Consider the following 20,071-nt stretch of genomic DNA (forward strand, 5'->3'; position numbering starts at 1 on the left):
AGACCATGGGTAGTGGACGCTGGTCAACCGACGTCTACGGCGCCGCCGCGAGCTACCGCGCGGCCACCGGACGCAGTGCGTTCGCGTACAGCGACAGTGGGGCGCGAAAGGTGCACGAACGGCTCGACCCGCGCGGGGTGGACGTACGGGAGAGCCGCGACAGCGACGAGCACCCCCGCTCGACTCCGATCGCGGTGCTCTTCGACGTGACCGGATCGATGGGCAACGTGCCCCGTACGCTCCAGACCAAGCTGCCGGAACTGTTCGGCCTGCTGCAACGCAAGGGGTACGCGGCCGATCCGCAGATCATGTTCGGCGCGATCGGCGACGCCACCTGCGACCGGGTGCCGTTGCAGATCGGGCAGTTCGAGTCGGACAACCGGATGGACGACGACCTGGGCAGCATCGTGCTGGAAGGCGGCGGTGGCGGTCAGCGCACCGAGTCGTACGAGCTGGCGATGTACTTCATGGCCCGGCACACCAGCCTGGACAGTGTCGAGCGTCGGGGCCGGCGCGGCTACCTGTTCCTGATCGGTGACGAGCTGCCGTACCCGCAGGTGAAGCCGGCCGAGGTGCGGCGGTGGATCGGCGACGAGCTGGCCGAGCCGATCTCGGTCGCGGCGATCGTGGCCGAGTTGCGCCAGCGCTTCGAGGTCTACTACATCCTGCCCAGCGGGGCGAGTTACGCCGGTGACCCGGAGATCCTCGGTTACTGGCGCCGGCTGCTCGGCCAGCACGTGATCGAACTCGACGACCTGGACGCGGTCTGCGAGACGATCGCGCTCACCGTCGGCCTGGGCGAGGAGGCGATCGACCTGGCCGAGGGCCTGACCGACCTGGCGGACGTCGGTTCCACCGCCACCGGTTCGGTCGGCAAGGCACTGGCCACCATCGGGTCGGCGCGGGGCACCGTGGTCCGGACCGACCTGCCCGCCGCCGGTCTGGACACCGACGGCCCGGACGACGGGCTGATCCGGCTGTGACCGGCGCCGGCCGGCACACCATCGTCGTCGACCTCGGTTACGGCGACGCGGGCAAGGGCACCGTGGTCGACCTGCTCTGCGCGGACGGGCCGGTCGGCGCGGTGATCCGGTTCAACGGGGGCGCGCAGGCGGCGCACAACGTGGTGGCGCCGGACGGGCGGCACCACACGTTCGCCCAGTTCGGGTCGGGCACCCTGCACGGGGTGCCCACCCACCTGTCGCGTTTCATGGTGGTCGACCCGCTCGCGTTGGCCGCCGAGGCGGAGCAGCTCAACGCGCTCGGCGTACCGGACCCGTTCGGGCTGCTCACCGTCGACGCGCAGGCACTGCTCAGCACACCCTGGCACGTCGCGGCGAACCGGCTGCGCGAGCTGGGTCGGGGCGCCGGGCGGCACGGCTCCTGCGGCATGGGGGTCGGCGAGACCACGGCGTACGCGCTGTGCCACCCCGACGCACCCCGGGCCGGTGACACCCTCGACCCGGCACGACTGCGCCACCGGCTGGCGGCCGTACGCGACCGCCTCACCGACGAGCTGGGTGAGCTGGGCGGGCCGCCGCTAGACGAGGTGGTGTCGGTATTCCGGGCGTTCGGCTCGATCGTGTCGGTCGTGGACGGTCCCTCGACGTTGCGGCGGCTGTTGGAAACGGGCAGGTGTGTGTTCGAGGGGGCGCAGGGGGTGCTGTTGGACGAGTGGTTCGGGTGGCATCCGTACACGACGTGGTCCACCACGACGTTCGACAACGCGGAAACACTATTGGCGCAGGCGGGGCATGAGGCGCTGCGGTTGGGGGTGGTCCGGACCTACACCACCCGGCACGGCGCCGGACCACTGGTCACCGAGGACGCGTCGTTGACGGCCGCGCTGCCGGAGCGGCACAACGGCACCGGGCGCTGGCAGGGCGCGTTCCGGGTGGGTCACTTCGACGCGGTCGCCCACCGCTACGCGGTGGAGGTGGCCGGTGGTGTCGACGCGCTGGCCGTCACCCACCTGGACGTCCCGGACCGCGTTCCGGAGCTGGCCATCTGCCCGGCGTACACGCTCGCCGGCCCGTCCGGGTCGACGCTCGACCGCCTGCTGCCCGGTAGACGCGGCGACCTCGCGTACCAGGAACGGCTGACCGCCCTGCTGGGCCGCGCCCGCCCGGCGCGGCTCGACCGGCCCGCACACTGGGCGTCCGCGATCGGCGCACTGCTCGACGCCCCCGTCCTGATCGAGTCGTACGGCCCCAGCCTGACCGACAAACGCGTGCTCGGCGGCGCGTTGGCCGCTTGATCGGGTCGTTTCGGCTGATCGGCCAGCTTGTCAACGGTCGATGTTCGGATAGACGATGGTCGCAGCACCGCCACGAGTCGAGGAGGGCGCGATGCCAGAGGTCATTCACCACCCACGAGTGGCATGGGACACCGCTCGGGTCGTCGTGGCCGCCGCCGAGACCGACGAGGTGTTCGGTTGGCTCAGCGGAGAGGTCGCGACGATCCTCGGTCCCGAGCACCGACGGGAGCTGACCGACACCCGCGCCCGCCTCCGGTGGCCGACCGGGACGAACGCCGAGGCGGTCGAGGCCGGACGCTGGCGGGCCCGCCTCCAGGACGCCCTGGACGACCACCCGGAGGCAGCCGAACCGCTGCGTCGGCTCGCCAGCACCGCCACCGCCCGCCTACGCGGCGGCTACCCCGGCTGAGGAAGGGTCCTCGGCCCGTCGGGCAGACCGTAGAACCATGAGTGCCCGTCCGGTGGCGGCGGCAGCGTGCCGTTCACCAGCGCGATGACCGCCTCCGCGAGCTGTACGACCGGGCCGGTGTCCACTGTCGCCTCGCCCCGCCAGGCCACGGTGTGATCGTCGAGGACCTTCCACGCGTACGCTTCAGCCTCGGTGATCGTGCCACGGACGGCCAGTCGCCGGCCCGCCTCCGCGACCCAGCCGACGAACCGCTCGACCTGCTCGGCCGGCCACCCGTCGCCGATACTCAGGCCGGAATCCGTCACCACCGCCGTGACCCGCAGGTCGGTCAGCATCTCCGCCAGCCACGGCGGCCGGTGGCCCGACGGCAGTTCCTCGGCGACCGCGACGGTTTCCGCGACCAGGATGGAGAGGCTGACGTCGTAGGTCCAGAAGTACCGGTCGCCGAAGCTGACCGTAGCCGTACGACTCATGATCCCCCCGGAACCGGCCCGTCACCGGCACCGCGGTTCTGCCGCACCGGGTAGCGTGACCGAAGCCACTGCGCCAGGATACGAGGATGCGATCTCGGACGGCCGGCATGTGGTGGGGTACCGCTATCGAAGCACCCGATCCCGGTGCCCTGGCGCGGTTCTATTCGGAGCTGCTCGATTGGCCGATCGGCCACGAGGAACCGGGTACGGCGATCGTCGCGCCTCCCCAGGGTTCCGTCTATCTGGTGTTCCAGCAGGCGACCGATTACCAGCGTCCCGTCTGGCCGCCCGTCGACGGCGAGCAACGCCCGATGATCCATTTCGACTTCCAGGTCGGCGACCTCGATTCCGCCGTCGCCGACGCGATCGCCCTGGGAGCCACGCTGGCCTCGGCCCAGCCGCAGGAGAACGTACGGGTACTCCTCGACCCGGCCGGTCACCCCTTCTGCCTCTGCCTTGACCAGGAGTAGGTCCTGATGGCCAGCGCGTGGAACGTACCGGGGTTGCCGTTCACCCTCTCGCCGTCCGCCGAGGCGGCTTGGACGATCACCGAGGCGTCCGCCACGGTGACGGGAACGGCAGCACCCCACAGCGACATCTTCATCGACCCGGGGTCCGACAACCCGCACGACGCCGGGTCGACGCTCGACGCGGTGACCCTGCTTGGCGTCCCGCCGGACGGTGACTTCCAGTTCAGCGCCCGCGTCACCGTGGAGTTCGCCGCCACCTACGACGCGGGTGTGCTGCTCCTGTGGGTGGACGACCACCACTGGGGCAAGCTCTGCTTCGAGTTCTCCCCCGACGACGAACCGATGATCGTCTCCGTGGTCGCCCGTGGCGTCGCCGACGACGCCAACGCCTTTGCTGTCGACGGCCGTACGGTGTGGCTGCGGGTGTCCCGGATCGGCCCCGCCTTCGCCTACCACGCCTCGCTCGACGGCGAGGTGTGGCGGATGATCCGCTACTTCGCTGTCGACGGCCCCGCCACGTCCGCGATGATCGGCTTCGAGGCGCAGTCGCCGACCGGTGACGGCTGTGTTGTCACCTTCGACAACATCCGATTCACCCACGAGCGCCTGAGCGACCTCCGCAACGGCTCCTGAACCAGCCCGGAGGTCTTTCCTGGTCCTCAGCGATGAGGACTCAGCCAATGTCCGCATGGATTCTGTCCGACTTGGCCACTGCAAGCGTTTGACTGAAAACAGGCGATTGTTTGTAACTGGTAGCGTCCGGACGGCGGTGATGATGGGCCAAGCTCCCAAACAACTCGACCCGACGCGGTCCCCACTGCACTTCTTCGGCGCCGAGGTCCGGCGACTGCGCGAGACCTCGGGAATGTCCCAAGCCGACCTTGGTGGTTTGCTGTTCGTACACAAGGACCTGGTACGGAAGATCGAGACCGCCGAACGGATGCCATCGGATGCGCTGATAGATCGCTGCGATGAGGCACTCGGCGCCAGAGGGGCGTTTCGGTGGATGGCGCCGATACTCCAACGTGAGCGACTTCTTCGTCTGTCCGGCGACCCGGTCAGCCCGACCACGACCGTAGCGTTCGACGCGGCGGCCATTGATCGGCCGGTGCTCGACTGGCTCCTCTCTCCTGAGCGGGACGCTCGGCGCCCTCACGCCCAACGCGAACCAGTTCTCGCCGAACGACTTCAGCGGCTTCGGGTGATGGGACATGTCCGGGGAGCCGGTGACACCTACCCAGAGGTTGCCACTCACCTCGGCCCTGATCTTGATGTTCTCGCAACCCATTCCCCCCAGATTGCGGTGGGTCTGCTCGAACTGGCCGGCTACGAGGCCGTTGATCTCGGCGCCGACGGCATAGCGCAGGAACACTATCTGCACGCTCTCAAGATCGTGACCGCCAGCGGCGACCGGATCTACGGGGGCTACCTGATCGCGGTAAGCCTCGCCCATCTCGCCCTGCACTGTGGTGACGCGGAGCAGGCCGCGCGGCTGGCCGCAGCGGCATTGGCGGGCACCAGACAACGGACGATTTACGCCGTACGCGCGGCACTACGCGTCGTGCTCGCCCGTGCCCATGCCCGACGCGGTGACGCAGCCGGCTGTGCTGCTGCTCTGCTCCAGGTCGAAGCCGACCTCTCACGGCGGGATCCCGCCGACGAGCCACCCTGGATCTCCTACTTCGGCGAGGCCGACCTCGCCGACGAGAGAGCCCACTGCCTCTTCGACCTCGGCCACCACGAACTCGCCCAACGCGAAGCCGCCCGCGCGGTGGAACTGCTGACGCCGCGCCGTGCCCGTCGCCTGGCGCTCGACACGTCACTGCACGCCACCTCGCTGGCCCGGTCCCGCGAGATCGAGCACGCCTGCGCGATCGGCTACCGGGCCGTTGACCGGGCGGCAGAGGTCGTGTCTTTTCGGAGCGCCCACCGAATCGCGCTGATGATGGCTGAACTCCAGCCCTACGCCGATCTGCCCGTGGTTCGCGACCTGGGCGAGTACGTCCACACGAAACTGCCGCCCGTGGTTACTCTGCGGGGGATATCCCAGCGCTCCTGAGTACGGCCCGATAGGCGTCGAGTTCGGCTTCCAATGCGGCAGACAGCGTAGCGGCGTCCGAAAGGTAATGTCCGACGCCGTCGAGCCGGATCATCCGAACCAGTAGTTGCCGATCGTTCAACGCGTCCGCAAGCTCGATGACGTCGGCGATCGGGGCAACAGGGTCCTCGACTCCGTGGATGAGCAGCACCGGACGCAGGACCTCGGTCGCCGCCACTCTGCCGTCGGCACCGGCGAGGACAGCCGCGTGCGGTCGCTGGAACCGGGGCGCGGTGACCGTCCAACGCCCCGGATCGACGATCGCCGACCGGGCGACGGCGAGGGCAAAGGGTCCGTCCTCAGACACGGCCCGCAACGCCGTATAGCCGCCGGCGCTGGCGCCGGAGATGAAGACCGCCCCGCGCCGCGCCGAACCGTTCTCGATGAGGTGCAGCGCGACGGTCCGGCAGTCCTCCACGTCGAAACGGCCCCAGTGGCCGTCCAATGCCTTCCGGAACTGCCGACCGTAGCCGGTACTCCCCCGATAATCGACGTCCACGACGGCAAACCCTCGGCTTGTGAAGAACTGCACCTCCCAGTCCAGCCGAAGATTGCTCTGGTGTGTCGGTCCGGGATGCGGCCTGACGATCAACGGCGCGGGGGCGCCGCCGGTCGCAGCCGGATAAAAGAGCCCGGTCACCTCGATCCCGGCGGAACTGAAGCGCATGACCTCGGGTATCGAGAGCACCGCCGCCAGGTCCGCCCGGTCGGTGCCGGCTCGGATTATCTCGATCTTGTCCGAGCCGTCGGTTTCGACCAGCACGACCTCCTGCGCGCGGGTCGGCGACGAGCCGATCAACGCGATCCGGCTGCCGAGGGCGGCCAGGTAGGGCTTGATCGAGGTGTACGGCAGTTCGATCCGTACGACCTCGCCATCTGGTTCTACGAGCACGAGGTGGTGTGATGGGCCCCGTTGGACGACCATGCCGATGCGGTTCTCAGGCAGCAGGACGTAGTCGGCATAAGTGGACTCCCAGGGCGCCCTGGCACAGTCGACGTCCATCGGCGCCAGGGCCTCCGTGCCGCCCACACTCCACCGGTAGAGATTCCACCAGCCGCTCCGGTCGCTGAGAAAATACAGCGCACCGTCCTCACCCCACCGCGGCTGAACCGCCGACTCGTCCGGACCACCGGCGACGCGTCTGGGTCGACCGATCGAGCCGTATGCCGTTCGGTCGGCGATCCAGATCTCGCTCGAGTCCCACGGCATGACAGCCCTGTCCCACTGCACCCATGCCAGCCGATCCCGGCCGGGGGTCGGCGAGGCGAGGAAGCCATCCGTCGCTCGCAGCACTCGGCATGTCCCCGTCGCCGGCTCGATTGCAACCAGTTCGTCGCCACCGTCGTCCTCCCGTACGCACAACAGCTCGTCGCCGGAGCCAGCGAGGTCGCCGTACGAGTGTGCGGTGGCAGGTAGCCCGGCCACTCCGTGGAGTTGTCCGGCCGAGGCGTCCACCAGGACCATTCCGTGCGACGGCAGCCAGCCGTAGGGCATGCCGCCATAAGCGTGCAGCGTGCTGCCGACGCTGTCCGCCGGCAATTCGGAGACACGGGTCCGGGAGCCCGGTGACGGCCACCAACTCGCCACCACCGCCTTGCCACTCCGCGGCGAGGACTCCACCCAGTGCAGGCCGCCAGCGAGACCGGCAAGCCAGTCGTAGGACCTGCGGACCCTGGCCACCTCGTCTGCGGTGAGTGGCATCGCTGCGCCCATAACCTTCGCCCCCTGCCTGCCAAGCTGCCCCGATCACAACACGGCCGGCGGGTCGGATGCGAACGGATGGTCAGCGAACGGCGAAGCGGACACGTCCGACGTCCCCACCGATCGTCTGGCGGGCACCGGGTCGCTACCGCGTGAATGGAACCCATGACCTCACCGCCGTACCGCCTGAGGGCTGCGGCGGTGGGCGCCGGGCGGGCTCACCGGCAGCGGCAACAGCCGGCGAGCCCGCCTTCCAGGCACGGATGTGGAGACGCTGGAGGATCGTGTGTGGGTGCCGGAGCCGGGTGACGTACTGCGGATCGACCGGCGGGCGTCGGTGCAGTTCGCCGGATCGCCTCCGATGGTGTTCCGGGTGATCTCGGTGAGCAAGAAACCGACCTACGACGGTTGGGCCTGGATCACCGGATACGTCCTGGACCGCAAGGGTACGGCGATCGAACGGCGTGAGCTGTTCGTCCAGCCCGCCGGGGTCCAGTTGATCCCACCGGCCCCGATCGCGGCACCCGCGCGGAGGCGTCGTGTTTGACGTTCGTGTGCAGCTCGGCGCGGTACTGCGACTCGAAGCGGAAGACCGGTTCCGGCCGACCGACGGGCCGGTGACGCTGCGGGTCACCGGCGTGCGGCTGGTGGCGAACCGACCCGAGCGGGCCGAGTGGATCTGGCTGGAGGGGGTGCGGATCCTGCCCGGCGGTCGCTCCGGCGATCAGACGCAGATCCTCGTCCGAGCCAGTCTGCTACCGGTCGAACGACGACCGAACTGAGCCGTCAACCAGAGAAGGAGCGAACTTCATGGGTACGTCGCAGACGTACGGATGCCGGTCGTGAACGCGCGGGCGGTGGGTGTCACGCGAGCCGTACGACGGTTGTCGCGTCTGCGGCCCGAGCAGGTACGGGCGGTGCGCTTCGGTCGCACCCGGCTTGGTCGGCGCGGACTGGCCGAGGAGCAGGTCTACGCCTTCGTCCGGCAGGTGGTGGACGAGCTGATCGCCCGGGACGCTGCCGAGGCGAGTCTCCGAGAGGAGAACAGCCGTTTGAAGGGGGCGCTGCGGGACTGGCAGGCGCGGCAACCCAGGAGTCGCCCGGACAACGCGGGGCACTGGACGGATTCGCGTTGACCGGTTGGGCCCGGCGCCTGTATGACCGAACCGCACGAATTAACCGAGATTGGACGATTACCTTAAGCAGGGGGCATCCCATCGTGTCCCTCCCCCGTTGCGAGCCGAGCACCGTCCGGCTACGTTGGCTTAGCGGAGGCATACCTCCACTTCAAGGTACGTGTCCGAGCAGGAAGAAGCAGCACCGTGAGCAACGACCTTGTCACCACCTCGTTCGGCGCGATGTCGACCGCCGCGGAGGTCCTCGCGGGCGTTGATCTCGCCGGCCGCCGTGCGATCGTCACCGGTGCCGCGTCCGGCATCGGCGTCGAGACCGCCCGTGCGCTGGCCGGCGCGAACGCCGAGGTGACCCTCGCCGTACGCGACCTCGCGGCGGGCGAGCATACGGCCGCGGAGATCATCGCCAGCACCGGCAACCTCCAGGTCCGGGTCGCCCCGCTCGACCTCGCCGACCGGGCATCGGTCGCCTCGTTCGTGGCCGGCTGGACCGGGCCGCTGCACATCCTGGTCAACAACGCCGGCATCATGGCCCCGCCGCTCATGCGCACCGCGCAGGGCTGGGAGATGCAGTTCGCCACCAACCATCTCGGCCACTTTGCCCTGGCCACCGGCCTGCACGACGCACTCGCCGCGGCGGATGGCGCCCGCGTCGTCTCGGTCAGCTCGGTCGGTCACGTCGGCGGCGGCATCGACTTCGACGACATCCACTTCGAGCGACGCCCCTACGACCCCTGGGTGGCGTACGGGCAGTCGAAGACGGCCAACATCCTGTTCGCGGTCGAGGGCAACAGGCGCTGGGCCGCCGACGGGATCCTGGTGAACGCACTGAACCCCGGACGCATCATCGGTACGAACCTGATGCGTCACCTGCCCGAGTCGGCGAAGGCACCGGCAACGCTGGAGACGAACAGCACCGGGGTGTCCTGGAAGACTCCGGAGCAGGGCGCCGCCACGTCGGTGCTGCTCGCCGCCTCACCACTGATCGACGGCATCGGGGGCCGCTACTTCGAGGACTGCAACGAGGCCGAGCCACACCGGCCCGAGGTACGGCGCGGTGTTGCCGCGTACGCGCTCGACCCCGAGGCAGCCGCCCGCCTGTGGCAGGTCTCGTCCGACACCCTCGCCGGCTGAGCGGCGCTCGATGATCCATGCGCTCCTGACTGTCGAACGGGCACCTCTGGGAACAGCAGAGAGCGCGTGGATCACGCTCTGGAAGGCGGGTGCCGCCTAGCCGGTGGTGTCGCGGGCCCAGGGTAGGAGCAGGGTTTCCACGGCTACCACCAGGTAGTACAGGGCGACGCTGAGCAGGGCGAGCAGGGCGATAGCGGCAAATGCGAGCGGGGTGTCGGCTGACGCGGTGGAGAGTGCGACCACCGCGCCGAGCCCATGGTCTGGGTTGTAGACCTCGGCCACGACCGCACCGATCGGCGCGAGCGAGATCGCGACCTTCAGTCCCACGAAGATCTGCGGCAGGGCCCACGGGATGCGGAACTTGCGGTAGGTCCGCCACCAGGAGGCGCTCAGCGAGCGGGCGAGTTCGGTCAGTTCCGCCGGGGTCGACGCCAGCCCGGACATGGCCGAGACCACGAGCGGGAAGAAGCAGATCAGCGCAGCCAGGAAGATCTTCGGCTTGGGGCCGTAGCCGAGCCAGAGCACCAGCAGCGGTGCGATGGCGACCTTGGGCACCGAGTTGAGCGTGATCAGCAGGGGCAGCGTCGCCCGTTCCAGCGCGGGTGCGGCGGCCAGTACGAGGGCGAGGATCAGTGCGAAGACGACGGCGATGCCGTACCCCGCGAGGGTTCCCACCAGCGTCGCCCACGCCTCGCGCATGAGGTATTCGGGCTGTTCCAGGAAACGGTCGACGATCTGCGGCGGTGAGGGCAGGAAGAACGACCGGATGTCGAAGACGATGGTCGCGCCCCACCAGGCTCCGATCGCGCCGACCGCTCCGAGCAGCGGAAGCCCGATGAAGGCGAGACGCGCAAGGGCTTGACCGGTGCCGGTGCTGCTCATCCGGAGACCTGTTCACGCCAGCCGACGGTGGAGTAGGTCAGGTGGCCGCGTACCACGAGCCGGGGATCGTGCACCAGCCGTTGCAGGTTCGCCAACTGTGCTTCGGTGAATCCCCGGGTCAGCATCTGGGTGCGTACCTGTGCCACGTTCGCCGCGACGAGCAGCGCACCGGCGCTGCCTCCCGGCCAGGATCGGGAGTGGATGACCGTGTCCACGTCCACGAGCCCTTCGGCGAGCATGACCGAGTGGATGTGCGCGGCCCAGGTCGAGTCGGTGCCGTTGGCGGTCAGGACCTGCCCCACCAGGGTGTCCTGGTAGGCGTCGACCAGGGCCTCGGCCTCGTCGTCGGGCGCGGCCAGGACCAGTTTGCCGGCCGAGGTCAGCCAGTCCTCGATCACCAGCACCCCGCCGGGCGCCAGGGCTTCGACCAGCCGGTGCATGACCTCCCGCCGCTGGGGCACGTGCATGAGCACCAGCCGTGCGTGGATGAGGTCCCACGGTCCGTCGGGCAGCGGGTCCTTGAGGTCGTGCCGGAGGACCGTGTAGCCGGGGTCGTCGGGGATGTGGCGAGGATTGAGGTCGGTGGCCACCACCGTGCCGGTGGGACCGGTTTGGGCGGCCAGCCAGCGGGCCACGCTACCGCCGCCGGCACCGAGTTCCAGGCAGCGGCGACCGGTCAGGTCCCCCAGTTCGGCGAGCCGGGCGAAGGTGGGTTCGTCGAGCATCTCGGCGAGGAAGTTGTGCCGGTCGGCCGCCGCCGGGTCGTTGTTGTCGAAGGAGTACGAGGGTTTGCCCCCGTGGGGCGGCACCGACGGCCGGGTGGAGGTGGTCATGCGTACTCCCCGTTCAGGCTTTCGGAGTGAGGTTGAAGTCGACCACCGCCTGCGGGGGCAGGGCCTCCTTGACCAGCCCCAGATCGTGGATGACGGCCAGAGCCGACGTCACCCGCTGCTCGTCCATGGCGCCCAGCGGAGCCCCGGCGGCCGGCCCCACGTACGGCGTCATCGACGTGATCTCGGCCTTGGCGGCTTCGACGTTGGCGGCCGGTTGGGCCTTGAACAGGATCTGCGCCGCCTCGTCGGGGTGGTCGATCGTGTACCGCAGACCCTTCATCAGCGCCTCCCGGAAACGTTTGCACAGCTCGGGATCGTCCTCGATGACCCGGTCCGACGCGAGGATGCCGTTGCCGAACAGGTCGGGCAGGTAGTCGTTGTACGGCAGCAGCACCGTCTTCTTCCCAGCGGCCTTCTCGATCCCGGCCCGGCCGATCAGGAACGTGCTGACCGCGTCCACCTGACCGGAGGCGAGCAGGGCCGGCACCTGCGCGGGGGCCGCGTTCACCCACTTCACGCCTGCGGCGTCGACCCCGGCGAGCTGCGCGTACGCCGGGAAGAGCAGTTGGTTGACGGAGCTGGTCGCGGCGCCGATCCGCTTGCCCGCCAGGTCCTTCGGTGAGGTGATGCCGCCGCCCTCCAGGGCGAGGATGGCGACCAGGGTCTGCTGGTGCACCGCGGCGATGGCCCGGAACTGGTCCTTGTACTCGGCGTTGGTGCCGGCCAGGATCCAGGCGCCGATCAGGTCGATGTTCACGAACTGGGCTCGTCCGCCGACGAGCGCCTTGACGTTCTCGCCCGATGCCTGGCCCAGCTCGATCTCGGCGTCGATGCCGGCTTCCCGGAAGAAGCCCTTCTCCTGGGCGACGAAGGCGAAGGCGTCGCGGCCGGACGCGCCGAACGCCGTCAGGTAGGTCACCTTGTCCAGGTCGTCGTTGCCCGCCGTCCCGCTGCCGTCGCCCTCGGCGCCGGAACAAGCGGTGGCGGCTAGCAGGACCATGACCAGCAGGCCGCTGGCCAGCGCACGGCTGTGTCCGAACATGCGTCTCTCCCCGCTACAGAAGCCCCGATTGCCTCGCGTCGTCTGGGTGGGCGGCGATGTCCTCTGTTCAGCGCTCAGCGGGCAGGTGTGCATCCGTCCGGGGCAGGCACGAGGTAGTTATAGAGATATAGCGTATTCGATATCTTGGTCCCTGCGTGTCCCGTATGAGGCTCCACTCGGAGTTTCGGCCCGCCCACTGCGGGGGACGGGGCATGAATGGCGGGCACCTCGGGTACGGCATGGTCCATGCGCTCACCACAACCACAGACAGATGAACAGTCGGCAAAAAAAGGGTGGTGGACGCGGCGCCTCGATCCGGACCGCTCGCTGGGTCTGCGGCTGACGCTCGCCTCGGTCGCGGCGGTGCTCGTACTCGTGCCGTTCTCGGTGCTGTCCCTCCTGGTCATCTCGGCCTGGTGGCCGTTGCGCAGCGTGGACGAGGGACTGGCCGAGTCGCTGCACGCCGAAGCGGTGGCGAACCCGGGCTGGACCTCGGCGATGCAGATCTGGACCGACGTCTTCGGCCCTGGACCGCTGCGGCTGCTGGTCCTGGCGGTGGTGATCTGGTTGTGGTGGCGGGGCGCCCGCCGGGTGGCGCTCTGGGCGGTCACGACGATGGTCGCCGGTGGTCTGTTGGGCGCCGGGCTCAAGCTGCTGTTCGGCCGAGGACGACCCGAGTTGCTCGACCCGGTGGAGCACGCGGCCGGCTACTCCTTCCCGTCCGGTCACGCGCTCACCGCGGCGCTGGCTGCGGGCGTACTGGTGCTGGTCTTCCTGCCCTTCGTCCGCGAGATCGGTGAGGCCCGGCGGCGGCGGACGGCCCGCTGGGGGATCTGGGCCGCCGCTCTCGCGGTCACGGCGGTGACCGGCCTGAGCCGGATCGCGCTGGGCGTGCACTGGCTCAGCGACGTGCTGGGCGGCTGGGTGCTCGGCGGCGCGGTGGTCGCGGCCACGACGGCGGCGTTCGCCACCTGGCGCGGGCGGGTCGGACATCGCTTGGGCGACCCGTTGACCGAGGGCGTGGACGAGGAGGAAGAGGTACGGTCGGCGAGGGACGGCCAGGCGTAGTTTTGCCCGGCACCGGGTAGCTGAGGAGCCATGTCGATCGCGGCCATACCCCACGTGCTCCGGCAGTTCACCACACGCCTCCTGCTGCCGGTGGCGGTTCTCTACGGCGTAATGGTCGGCCTGGGGCTGCTCGTCACGAAAGTGCTGGACGACGTCTGGCCGCTCACCGTCGAGGACACGGTCAACCGGCAACTGGAGGCGGAACGCAGCGGGACCGCGAACGGCGTCTCACTGGTGTTCAGCACGATCGCCAGCACACCGGCGATCATCGCGGTCACCGCGGTGGTGGCCTGCGTGCTCGCGCTGACACTCCGGCGGTGGCGGGAGCCGGCGTTCCTCATCGGCGCGGTGACCGCCCAGGCCCTGATCTTCCTGTTCACGACGCTGGCGATCGACCGGCCGCGTCCGGCGGTCGAGCACATGGACGTGTCCCCACCCACCTCCAGTTTCCCGTCCGGACACACGTCGGCGGCCGTCGCGCTCTACTGCGGCCTGGCCCTCGTGCTGGCACTACGAGCCCGGCGTACGTCGACGAAGGTCGCCTGGTGGTCACTGCTGGTGGCGGTGCCAGTCGGAGTGGCGCTGACCCGGATGTACCGGGGAATGCACCATCCCAGTGACGTGGTCGGCTCGTTCATCAACGCCGGCACCTGCATCGTCATCATGGCGCGCGGCATCCTGGACCGGACGGTCCGGTGGGGGCGTGAACACGTGCCGGGGCGGCGCACCACCCGCAACCGGCAGCGGGCCACCGCCGGGACCGCGTAGCGCGTCCGTCCCTTGTAGGCTTCCGGCCGCTCGAAGTTGACTCCGAGAGAGGCTGACGTTGCTCGCAAATCTGCTGCCCGGCTTTCGAGAGGTACGCGCACCTCTGATCGCGGGATACGTCTGGGTACTGGCGGTCTGGATCGCTGTCGGTGAGGACATCCTCGAACTTCAGCCGTACCCGCCGGCCCTGGACAGCCTGATCCAACTCGGCAACTGGCTCGGCAAGACGGTCCTGCTCGGCGCGGTCAGCGTCTGCGCGTACATCGTCGGGATCATCTCGAACACGACGAACAGGCTGCTGGAGCCCCGGCTGCTGGCATCCGGCTGGGACCACCGGAAGGTCGTCGCCCTGGCTCGCGGCAGCGCGCTGCGCCGGATCGACTCCAGTACGCGTTGCCCCGGTCCCCGCTCGGTCAGTCGACCGCTGTTCGACATGTTCCGCAAGCAGGCGATCGAGCGCTACTCCACCGCCGTCGACTACCGCGACCACTGTCTCCAGATGATCGACAAGGCGCGGCAGACCCTGCCGTCGCGTCACCCCGGCCGGGCGGTGCTGGTGCCCGCGACGGTCACCACCGCCGACCTCGCACTGCAGTACCCGGGACTGGACCACGCGATCGCCGAGTCGATGTACGGCATCGAACGCAAGGTCGCGCTGGTGTTGCGGGATCTGGAGCCGACGGTGGAACGCCTGATCGGCGCCGAGCCGGAGCTGCACGGCGAGTTCGACCGTTGGGTCGCCGAGGCCCAGTTCCGCATCTCGCTGTTCGTACCGACCTGTGCGCTGGTGGGGATCCTGAGCTGGCGCTTCTCCCCGCTTTACCTGCTCGGCCTGGTCGCACCGGTCGCCCTGCTCCTGGTCGGGCGGCGCGAGCTGGTCAACGCGTACGCGAAGATCGCGATCTGGCTCTCGGCGGGCCGGGTGAATTCCCCGGTCCTCGACGACATCCTGGCCCAGGTCGACCAGCACGACCCGCAGGCGGAGTCGTCACCGGCCGCGGACCGTTTCGTGCTGCGCAACCTGTTCGGTCCCGAGCCGGTCGGGGTCAATCCTCTCGTCTGGGCCAGGGCCCTGATGCCACGCGCCCGGCGCACCGGATACGGCTACGAGTTCGACTAGAGCCCGTCCGGCGGTGGGGCGCGCAAACCAGTGGCGCAGCGCCGCTGCGCGCCATTACCGTGCTGCGGAACCGAGTCGTCCGGTGAAGGACATGCCGTTGTACATCGCGTGAGACCTCCCAAGCGCTGATTTGTCGCGCGTCGCGCCTGTGCGCCGCGCTCCTTTTTGCTGCGGACTTCTCACTGAAACCGGTGTACTTCTGTGCTCAAAAACTGGATGGTCGTGCCCACCTGCCTGCCCCTTGTTCGCCGCCGTTGCCACGCGTGCGCGTCCGAACACTTCCGGGCAAGCGGCAAATTTCGCGTCAACGCAAACCACAAGCTCATCGACGCCTGGCTCCTGGTGCTCTGTACCGGTTGCGGGGAAACCGCGAAGCTCACGGTCCTGGAACGGACGACCGTGCGTTCGGTACAACCTGAGCTGCTGGACCGGCTGCACGACAACGACCTTGGCCTGACGGCCGAACTGCTCCAGGATCCGGTCGTGCAGCGCCGCAATCGCATCGCCCTCGACTGGGACGACGCCTGGCGCCTCGACACCGGCGGATCGGATCACCTGAGCCGATCGGATCACCTGGACCACGAGGTGATCGACGTCGCGGTCCGCTTCGCGGCGCGGATCCCGGTCCGGCCGGTGCGACTGATCGCCGAAGGTTGCGGCCTTTCCCGGGGCGAGGTGGAGAGGCTGATTACCGAGGGGAACATCGTCTCGGCGGGCCGGTTGGGCGGCAAGCTCTCCGGCGACTTCACCTTCACGCTCAAGCGCTGAGCCTCCTCCGGACCCGGGCCTGTCCGGCACGAACCGCCGGACAGGCCCGGGCGGCGCCACGCTGACCAGGGCGAATCGTTGACATGCAGCCATTTGGCTGCCTATTCTTTGGGCAGCCAAATGGCTGCATGTCTGGGGGAGGGACGAGGTGGCGCGTGGACGAGGTGTTCAAGGCGCTGGCGGATGCCAGTCGTCGCCGGCTGCTCGACAGCCTGAACGCCCGCAACGGCCAGAGCCTGCGTGAGCTGTGCGCCGGGCTGGACATGGCCCGACAGTCGGTGAGCAAGCACCTGGCGGTGCTGGAGTCGGCCAACCTGGTGACCCCGGTGTGGCGCGGCCGGGAGAAGTTGCACTACCTGAACGCCGCCCCGATCAACGCGATCACCGAACGCTGGATCAGCCAGTACCACCGCGAGCGGGTGCACGTGCTCGCCGACCTGAAGAGAGCACTGGAAGAGGAACCCATGAGCGACCTGGAATTCGTCTACACCAACTACATCAGGACCACCCCGGAACGGCTCTGGCGGGCACTGACCGACCCGGCCTTCACCAGCCGCTACTGGGGCGTGACCTTCGAATCCGAGTGGCAGATCGGGTCGACCGTCGCCTGGAACGTCAACGGCGTACGGATGGCCGACCACGCCCAGGTCGTGCTGGAGGCGGACCCGTACAGCCGGTTGTCGTACACCTGGCACACGATCACGCCGGAGTTCGCCGCCGCCTACGACATGAGCGACGAGTTGGTGGCCAAGATGGCCGGCGAACCCCGTTCGAAGGTCACCTTCACCATCGAACCGGTCGGCGAGATGGTGAAACTGACCGTCACGCACGACGGTTTCGAGCCCGGCAGCGCCATCCGCGAGGGCATCCAGCACGGCTGGCCGGAACTGCTCTCCAGCCTGAAGAGCCTGCTGGAGACCGGCGATCCCCTGCCCTCCCCCGACCAGGCCGCCGCCCAACCGGCCTGATGCGCACGGTGGTGGGCGGCGGCGAGTATCCCCGGCTGGCCGAGGTGCTCGCCACGATCAGCGGCGGCACGGCGCCCAGCTTCGACCGACTGCTCGACCAACTACTCGACGGGCTGGTTCCGGTCGGCTAGAGCGTTGTCGCCTCGGGATACGACGGCCGCAACGGTGGGCCGGACACGGCAGGCAGGACCACCGCGTCGATCTCGACGGACATCCACCGGAAACAAAGGGGCCGCGGCGGACCGCCGAAAGATCCTGGACCGCGCACCGGCCGACGTCGCGTCCGAGCCGTACCGGCCGGCGGGCGCACCTGATCAGCGGGTGCCGATGCGGACCGTAGCTGGTCAGACTCACCGGGGTGACCCATCCTCCCCAGGACAACTGGCAACAACCGGCGTACCCGGATCCGGCGGACGCCACCATGGCCTACCCGATCGCTGTGCAGCCCGCCGAACAGTCGTGGTGGCAGCGGCGCAGCACCCGCGCCCGGGTAGGCATTCTGCTCGGCACTCCCCTCGCCCTGCTCGTCTTCTGCTGCGGTGGACTGGCGGTGATCGGTGCGAGCGCCGACGAGCCGTCGGGCAAGAAGCCGGCCGACACCGCGGCGGTAGCCGCACAGGCGAACTCGACAAGCGCCCCCGCGCCGGAGGCCGCCACACCGGTCGTACCCTCCTCCGAGCCGGCTGCCGTTCCGACGACCGCCGAGCCGGCGCCCACCACTACGGCGCCGAAGCCGGCGAAGACCACCGGTGCCCCGAAACCGGCGAAGACCACCGCGTCGCCGAAGCCGGTCTACTACGCGAACTGCACGGCCGTACGGGCTGCTGGGAAGGCACCGCTCGCGAAGGGGAAACCCGGCTACCGCGCGGCTCTGGACGCCGACGGCGACGGGGTCGCCTGTGAGACGACCGAGGGCGGCGGAACCGCGCCCAAGCCTCCGGCCCCGCCACCGCCGGCCGAGGGTGGCGGCAACGACCCGCGGTTCTCGACCTGCGCAAAGGCCAAGGCCGCCGGGTACGGGCCCTACCGGCGAGGAGTCGACCCCGAATACTCGTGGTACCGGGACGCAGACAACGACGGCGTGGTGTGCGAGTGAGTTCCGTCGGGTCGACGGCCTGATATCCGTACTGCTCGTTGCCCGATCCGGTGCACCAACGACGGGTGCACCGGATCGGGCAACGCGACATCGACGGGCCGGCGCCCTGACGGCCGGAGTCGGTAGGATGTGCCGGTGGATGCCCCGGTAGCAAATCTTGCGGCGAGGGGCCGATGGGTCGGCCCACTGGTGTCGATCCAGTTGCTCGTCGTCGCGGGCTATGTCTACGCCGCCGTCGCGTACCTCGCCAGCGATGCCGCGTATTTTCCCGAGCAGTCGCCACCGGGCTGGTCCTGGCCGGCGGTCATCGCCGTCGGTGTGGGTTTTGTCCCGGCCGCGATCAGTCTCGCGGTGGCGTGGCCGATCCTGATGGCACCGGACGTGCGCGCGGACCGCCGCGTTTGGACGCCGCTGGCCGTCACGAGTGCCGCGACCCTGCTGATGTTGCTGGTCATGGTCACCCCGCCTGGCTGGGCGCTGTTCGACTGGTACGTGAGCTGAAGACGACCACGGCTTCGCGGACGTATCTCGCCGGTGTGCTCGGGCGGCTGGGCGTCGCGCTCGCCTTCCTCCTCCCCGCCAGCTCGCTCCTGTGGTTGTCCGTGGTCGCGCTGCCCTACCAGGACGCCTCCCCGGAAATCGCTGATCAACATGTGGCGACCATCGGCGTACTCGAGTGGGGCCTTGCCCTCAGCGTGGTGGCCGGCCTCTGCCTCGGCGTCGCCGGAACCGCGATCCAGCTCCGGCTGCGCCGGCAGCGTGCCCGTACGGCGCTTGACTGAGTCCTGGGAGCGCTCCAGGATCGACCAGGGTCCGCTGCGGGGTGGACGATCGAGCGGGGTGGTGGGCAGATGCTGGCGGCGTTCGGGCTGACCGAGCTGGCGGAGCGGATCTACCTGGAACTCGTGTCCGGGCGGCCCGGCACCCTCGACGAACTGACCGGGCGGCTGGGCGTCGACCGCGCCGAGGTGTCCCAGGCGTTACGGACCCTGGAACAACCCGGCCTGGTGCACACCGTCGACGGCCGGTCCGAGGCCACCTCGCCGGACCTGGCCATCGACTCGCTGGTCATGCAGCGGATGCGGGAGCTACAGGAGGCGCGAACCGGGTTACGGGACTGGTTGCAGCGCCAACGCGCCGCCGAGCCGGTCGACCAGGGCGTACACATGGTGGTCGGCGGGGCGGCGATCGGTAGGACGTTCGACCAGTTCCTGCGCGGGGCGCAGGAGGAGGTGCTGGGCTTCGACCGCCCGCCGTACACGGCCGAGTTCCACGACAACCCGACCGAACACGAACTGCTCGGCCGGGGCGTACGGTTCCGGGTGGTCTACGACCGGCGGGCGTTGGAGCGACCCAACGCCACCGCGCACATCGGCGGCCTGGTCGCCGCCGGGGAGCAGGCGCGGGTCGCGCTGGACGTGCCGGGCAAGCTCGCAGTCGCGGACCGCCGGGTGGCGCTGCTGTCCTTCCCCCGACGCAACGGGACGATGGAGCCGTGGGCGCTGGTGGTACGCGGCGCCGCCTGGGTGGAGGTGCTGGTGGCGCTCTTCACCGAGGTGTGGGAACGGGCCACGCCGCTGCGGCTGGCGCCGGCCGCGGACGCGCTCGACGACGTGGACCGGTGGAGCATGCCCACCGCCACCGACCGGCAGATCCTCTCCCTGCTGATGACCGGGCTGCCGGACAAGGCGGTCGCCTCACAGCTCGGCATGTCCCTGCGTACGGTGCAGCGCCGGCTGCGCCAGCTGATGGACGTCACCGGCAGCGCCACCCGGATGCAGCTCGGCTGGTTCGTCGCCCGCAACGATTGGTTGTGAACCGCCCCGCCCCCACACGGCGGGGCGGTTCAC

25 protein-coding genes and 1 pseudogene are annotated in these 20,071 nt (G+C 69.4%); 21 read left to right on the forward strand and 5 right to left on the reverse strand.

All coding sequences use genetic code 11. From position 1 onward, the window contains the following. Positions 1-5: 5 nt before the first annotated feature. From AB0J90_RS00990 to AB0J90_RS01000, 3 genes are all read left to right on the forward strand, one after another. On the forward strand, positions 6-983 hold the full coding sequence (locus AB0J90_RS00990) for a hypothetical protein (RefSeq protein ID WP_363590807.1): 978 nt from the start codon (positions 6-8) through the stop codon (positions 981-983). After that, a complete protein-coding gene (locus tag AB0J90_RS00995) occupies positions 980-2,257 on the forward strand; it encodes an adenylosuccinate synthetase (protein WP_363590808.1) in 1,278 nt (425 codons plus the stop codon). Before AB0J90_RS00990 ends, AB0J90_RS00995 begins: the two co-directional genes overlap by 4 nt. 91 nt (positions 2,258-2,348) lie before the next feature. Further along, positions 2,349-2,666 carry a hypothetical protein gene (locus tag AB0J90_RS01000; protein ID WP_363590809.1) on the forward strand — a complete coding sequence of 106 codons (318 nt, stop codon included), beginning with the start codon at positions 2,349-2,351 and terminating at the stop codon, positions 2,664-2,666. Here AB0J90_RS01000 and AB0J90_RS01005 read toward each other — a convergent pair. Beyond that, positions 2,654-3,139, reverse strand: coding sequence for a hypothetical protein (locus tag AB0J90_RS01005; RefSeq protein WP_363590810.1), 486 nt, complete (start codon positions 3,137-3,139; stop codon positions 2,654-2,656). The two genes, AB0J90_RS01000 and AB0J90_RS01005, sit on opposite strands and share 13 nt — an antisense overlap. A gap of 86 nt (positions 3,140-3,225) precedes the next feature. On the opposite strand from AB0J90_RS01005, the gene AB0J90_RS01010 reads away from it, so the two are divergent. From AB0J90_RS01010 to AB0J90_RS01025, 4 genes and pseudogenes are all read left to right on the forward strand, one after another. Beyond that, positions 3,226-3,609, forward strand: a complete 384-nt coding sequence (locus AB0J90_RS01010) for a VOC family protein (RefSeq protein ID WP_363590811.1) — start codon at positions 3,226-3,228, stop codon at positions 3,607-3,609. A gap of 6 nt (positions 3,610-3,615) precedes the next feature. Further along, the gene (locus AB0J90_RS01015; RefSeq protein WP_363590812.1) at positions 3,616-4,242 is read left to right on the forward strand and encodes a DUF1349 domain-containing protein; all 627 of its coding nucleotides are present in this window, start codon (positions 3,616-3,618) and stop codon (positions 4,240-4,242) included. Between the two features lie 232 nt (positions 4,243-4,474). Continuing rightward, positions 4,475-4,543: pseudogene (locus AB0J90_RS01020) on the forward strand (hypothetical protein); the annotation flags it as partial. 369 nt (positions 4,544-4,912) lie between these two features. Continuing rightward, positions 4,913-5,668 carry a hypothetical protein gene (locus tag AB0J90_RS01025; RefSeq protein WP_363591405.1) on the forward strand — a complete coding sequence of 252 codons (756 nt, stop codon included), beginning with the start codon at positions 4,913-4,915 and terminating at the stop codon, positions 5,666-5,668. Here the strand turns inward: AB0J90_RS01025 and AB0J90_RS01030 are convergent. Next, positions 5,637-7,409: a prolyl oligopeptidase family serine peptidase gene (locus tag AB0J90_RS01030; protein ID WP_363590813.1), complete on the reverse strand. Its 1,773-nt coding sequence runs from the start codon at positions 7,407-7,409 to the stop codon at positions 5,637-5,639. The genes AB0J90_RS01025 and AB0J90_RS01030 overlap by 32 nt on opposite strands. 292 nt (positions 7,410-7,701) lie before the next feature. Here AB0J90_RS01030 and AB0J90_RS01035 point away from each other — a divergent pair, with 292 nt between their 5' ends. The 4 genes from AB0J90_RS01035 (at position 7,702) to AB0J90_RS01050 (ending at position 9,676) form a co-directional block, all read left to right on the forward strand. Next, positions 7,702-7,956, forward strand: coding sequence for a hypothetical protein (locus AB0J90_RS01035; RefSeq protein ID WP_363590814.1), 255 nt, complete (start codon positions 7,702-7,704; stop codon positions 7,954-7,956). Further along, entirely contained in the window at positions 7,949-8,191 is a 243-nt protein-coding gene (locus tag AB0J90_RS01040; RefSeq protein WP_363590815.1) for a hypothetical protein, read from the forward strand. Before AB0J90_RS01035 ends, AB0J90_RS01040 begins: the two co-directional genes overlap by 8 nt. Positions 8,192-8,251: 60 nt before the next feature. After that, complete coding sequence (locus tag AB0J90_RS01045) at positions 8,252-8,545, forward strand: DivIVA domain-containing protein (RefSeq protein ID WP_363590816.1); 294 nt, start codon at positions 8,252-8,254, stop codon at positions 8,543-8,545. 222 nt (positions 8,546-8,767) lie between these two features. Continuing rightward, complete coding sequence (locus tag AB0J90_RS01050; RefSeq protein WP_363591381.1) at positions 8,768-9,676, forward strand: SDR family NAD(P)-dependent oxidoreductase; 909 nt, start codon at positions 8,768-8,770, stop codon at positions 9,674-9,676. 96 nt (positions 9,677-9,772) lie between these two features. Here AB0J90_RS01050 and AB0J90_RS01055 read toward each other — a convergent pair whose 3' ends face one another. From AB0J90_RS01055 to AB0J90_RS01065, 3 genes are read right to left on the reverse strand one after another with little or no spacing between them, the layout of a single operon-like run. Further along, the gene (locus AB0J90_RS01055; RefSeq protein ID WP_363590817.1) at positions 9,773-10,558 is read right to left on the reverse strand and encodes an ABC transporter permease; all 786 of its coding nucleotides are present in this window, start codon (positions 10,556-10,558) and stop codon (positions 9,773-9,775) included. Continuing rightward, on the reverse strand, positions 10,555-11,391 hold the full coding sequence (locus AB0J90_RS01060) for a methyltransferase domain-containing protein (protein WP_363590818.1): 837 nt from the start codon (positions 11,389-11,391) through the stop codon (positions 10,555-10,557). The genes AB0J90_RS01055 and AB0J90_RS01060 overlap by 4 nt, the downstream gene beginning before the upstream one ends. Positions 11,392-11,404: 13 nt before the next feature. Then, positions 11,405-12,433 carry an ABC transporter substrate-binding protein gene (locus AB0J90_RS01065; RefSeq protein WP_363590819.1) on the reverse strand — a complete coding sequence of 343 codons (1,029 nt, stop codon included), beginning with the start codon at positions 12,431-12,433 and terminating at the stop codon, positions 11,405-11,407. 246 nt (positions 12,434-12,679) lie between these two features. On the opposite strand from AB0J90_RS01065, the gene AB0J90_RS01070 reads away from it, so the two are divergent. From AB0J90_RS01070 to AB0J90_RS01115, 10 genes are all read left to right on the forward strand, one after another. Continuing rightward, entirely contained in the window at positions 12,680-13,501 is an 822-nt protein-coding gene (locus AB0J90_RS01070) for a phosphatase PAP2 family protein (protein ID WP_363590820.1), read from the forward strand. Between the two features lie 30 nt (positions 13,502-13,531). After that, the gene (locus AB0J90_RS01075; protein WP_363590821.1) at positions 13,532-14,269 is read left to right on the forward strand and encodes a phosphatase PAP2 family protein; all 738 of its coding nucleotides are present in this window, start codon (positions 13,532-13,534) and stop codon (positions 14,267-14,269) included. 58 nt (positions 14,270-14,327) lie between these two features. Then, positions 14,328-15,389, forward strand: coding sequence for a hypothetical protein (locus AB0J90_RS01080; protein ID WP_363590822.1), 1,062 nt, complete (start codon positions 14,328-14,330; stop codon positions 15,387-15,389). 201 nt (positions 15,390-15,590) lie between these two features. Further along, positions 15,591-16,157, forward strand: coding sequence for a DUF1062 domain-containing protein (locus AB0J90_RS01085; RefSeq protein ID WP_363590823.1), 567 nt, complete (start codon positions 15,591-15,593; stop codon positions 16,155-16,157). Positions 16,158-16,312: 155 nt separating this feature from the next. Then, the gene (locus AB0J90_RS01090) at positions 16,313-17,125 is read left to right on the forward strand and encodes an SRPBCC domain-containing protein (protein WP_363590824.1); all 813 of its coding nucleotides are present in this window, start codon (positions 16,313-16,315) and stop codon (positions 17,123-17,125) included. Continuing rightward, a complete protein-coding gene (locus tag AB0J90_RS01095) occupies positions 17,125-17,256 on the forward strand; it encodes a hypothetical protein (protein WP_363590825.1) in 132 nt (43 codons plus the stop codon). Before AB0J90_RS01090 ends, AB0J90_RS01095 begins: the two co-directional genes overlap by 1 nt. A 227-nt stretch (positions 17,257-17,483) precedes the next feature. Further along, positions 17,484-18,221, forward strand: a complete 738-nt coding sequence (locus AB0J90_RS01100) for an excalibur calcium-binding domain-containing protein (RefSeq protein ID WP_363590826.1) — start codon at positions 17,484-17,486, stop codon at positions 18,219-18,221. A gap of 135 nt (positions 18,222-18,356) precedes the next feature. After that, a complete protein-coding gene (locus AB0J90_RS01105; protein WP_363590827.1) occupies positions 18,357-18,722 on the forward strand; it encodes a hypothetical protein in 366 nt (121 codons plus the stop codon). Positions 18,723-18,757: 35 nt separating this feature from the next. Beyond that, on the forward strand, positions 18,758-19,003 hold the full coding sequence (locus AB0J90_RS01110) for a hypothetical protein (RefSeq protein ID WP_363590828.1): 246 nt from the start codon (positions 18,758-18,760) through the stop codon (positions 19,001-19,003). A gap of 69 nt (positions 19,004-19,072) precedes the next feature. Then, positions 19,073-20,038, forward strand: coding sequence for a helix-turn-helix domain-containing protein (locus tag AB0J90_RS01115; RefSeq protein ID WP_363590829.1), 966 nt, complete (start codon positions 19,073-19,075; stop codon positions 20,036-20,038). Positions 20,039-20,071 lie beyond the last annotated feature (33 nt).

Source organism: Micromonospora sp. NPDC049523 (assembly GCF_040676775.1).
Classification (GTDB): domain Bacteria; phylum Actinomycetota; class Actinomycetes; order Mycobacteriales; family Micromonosporaceae; genus Micromonospora_G.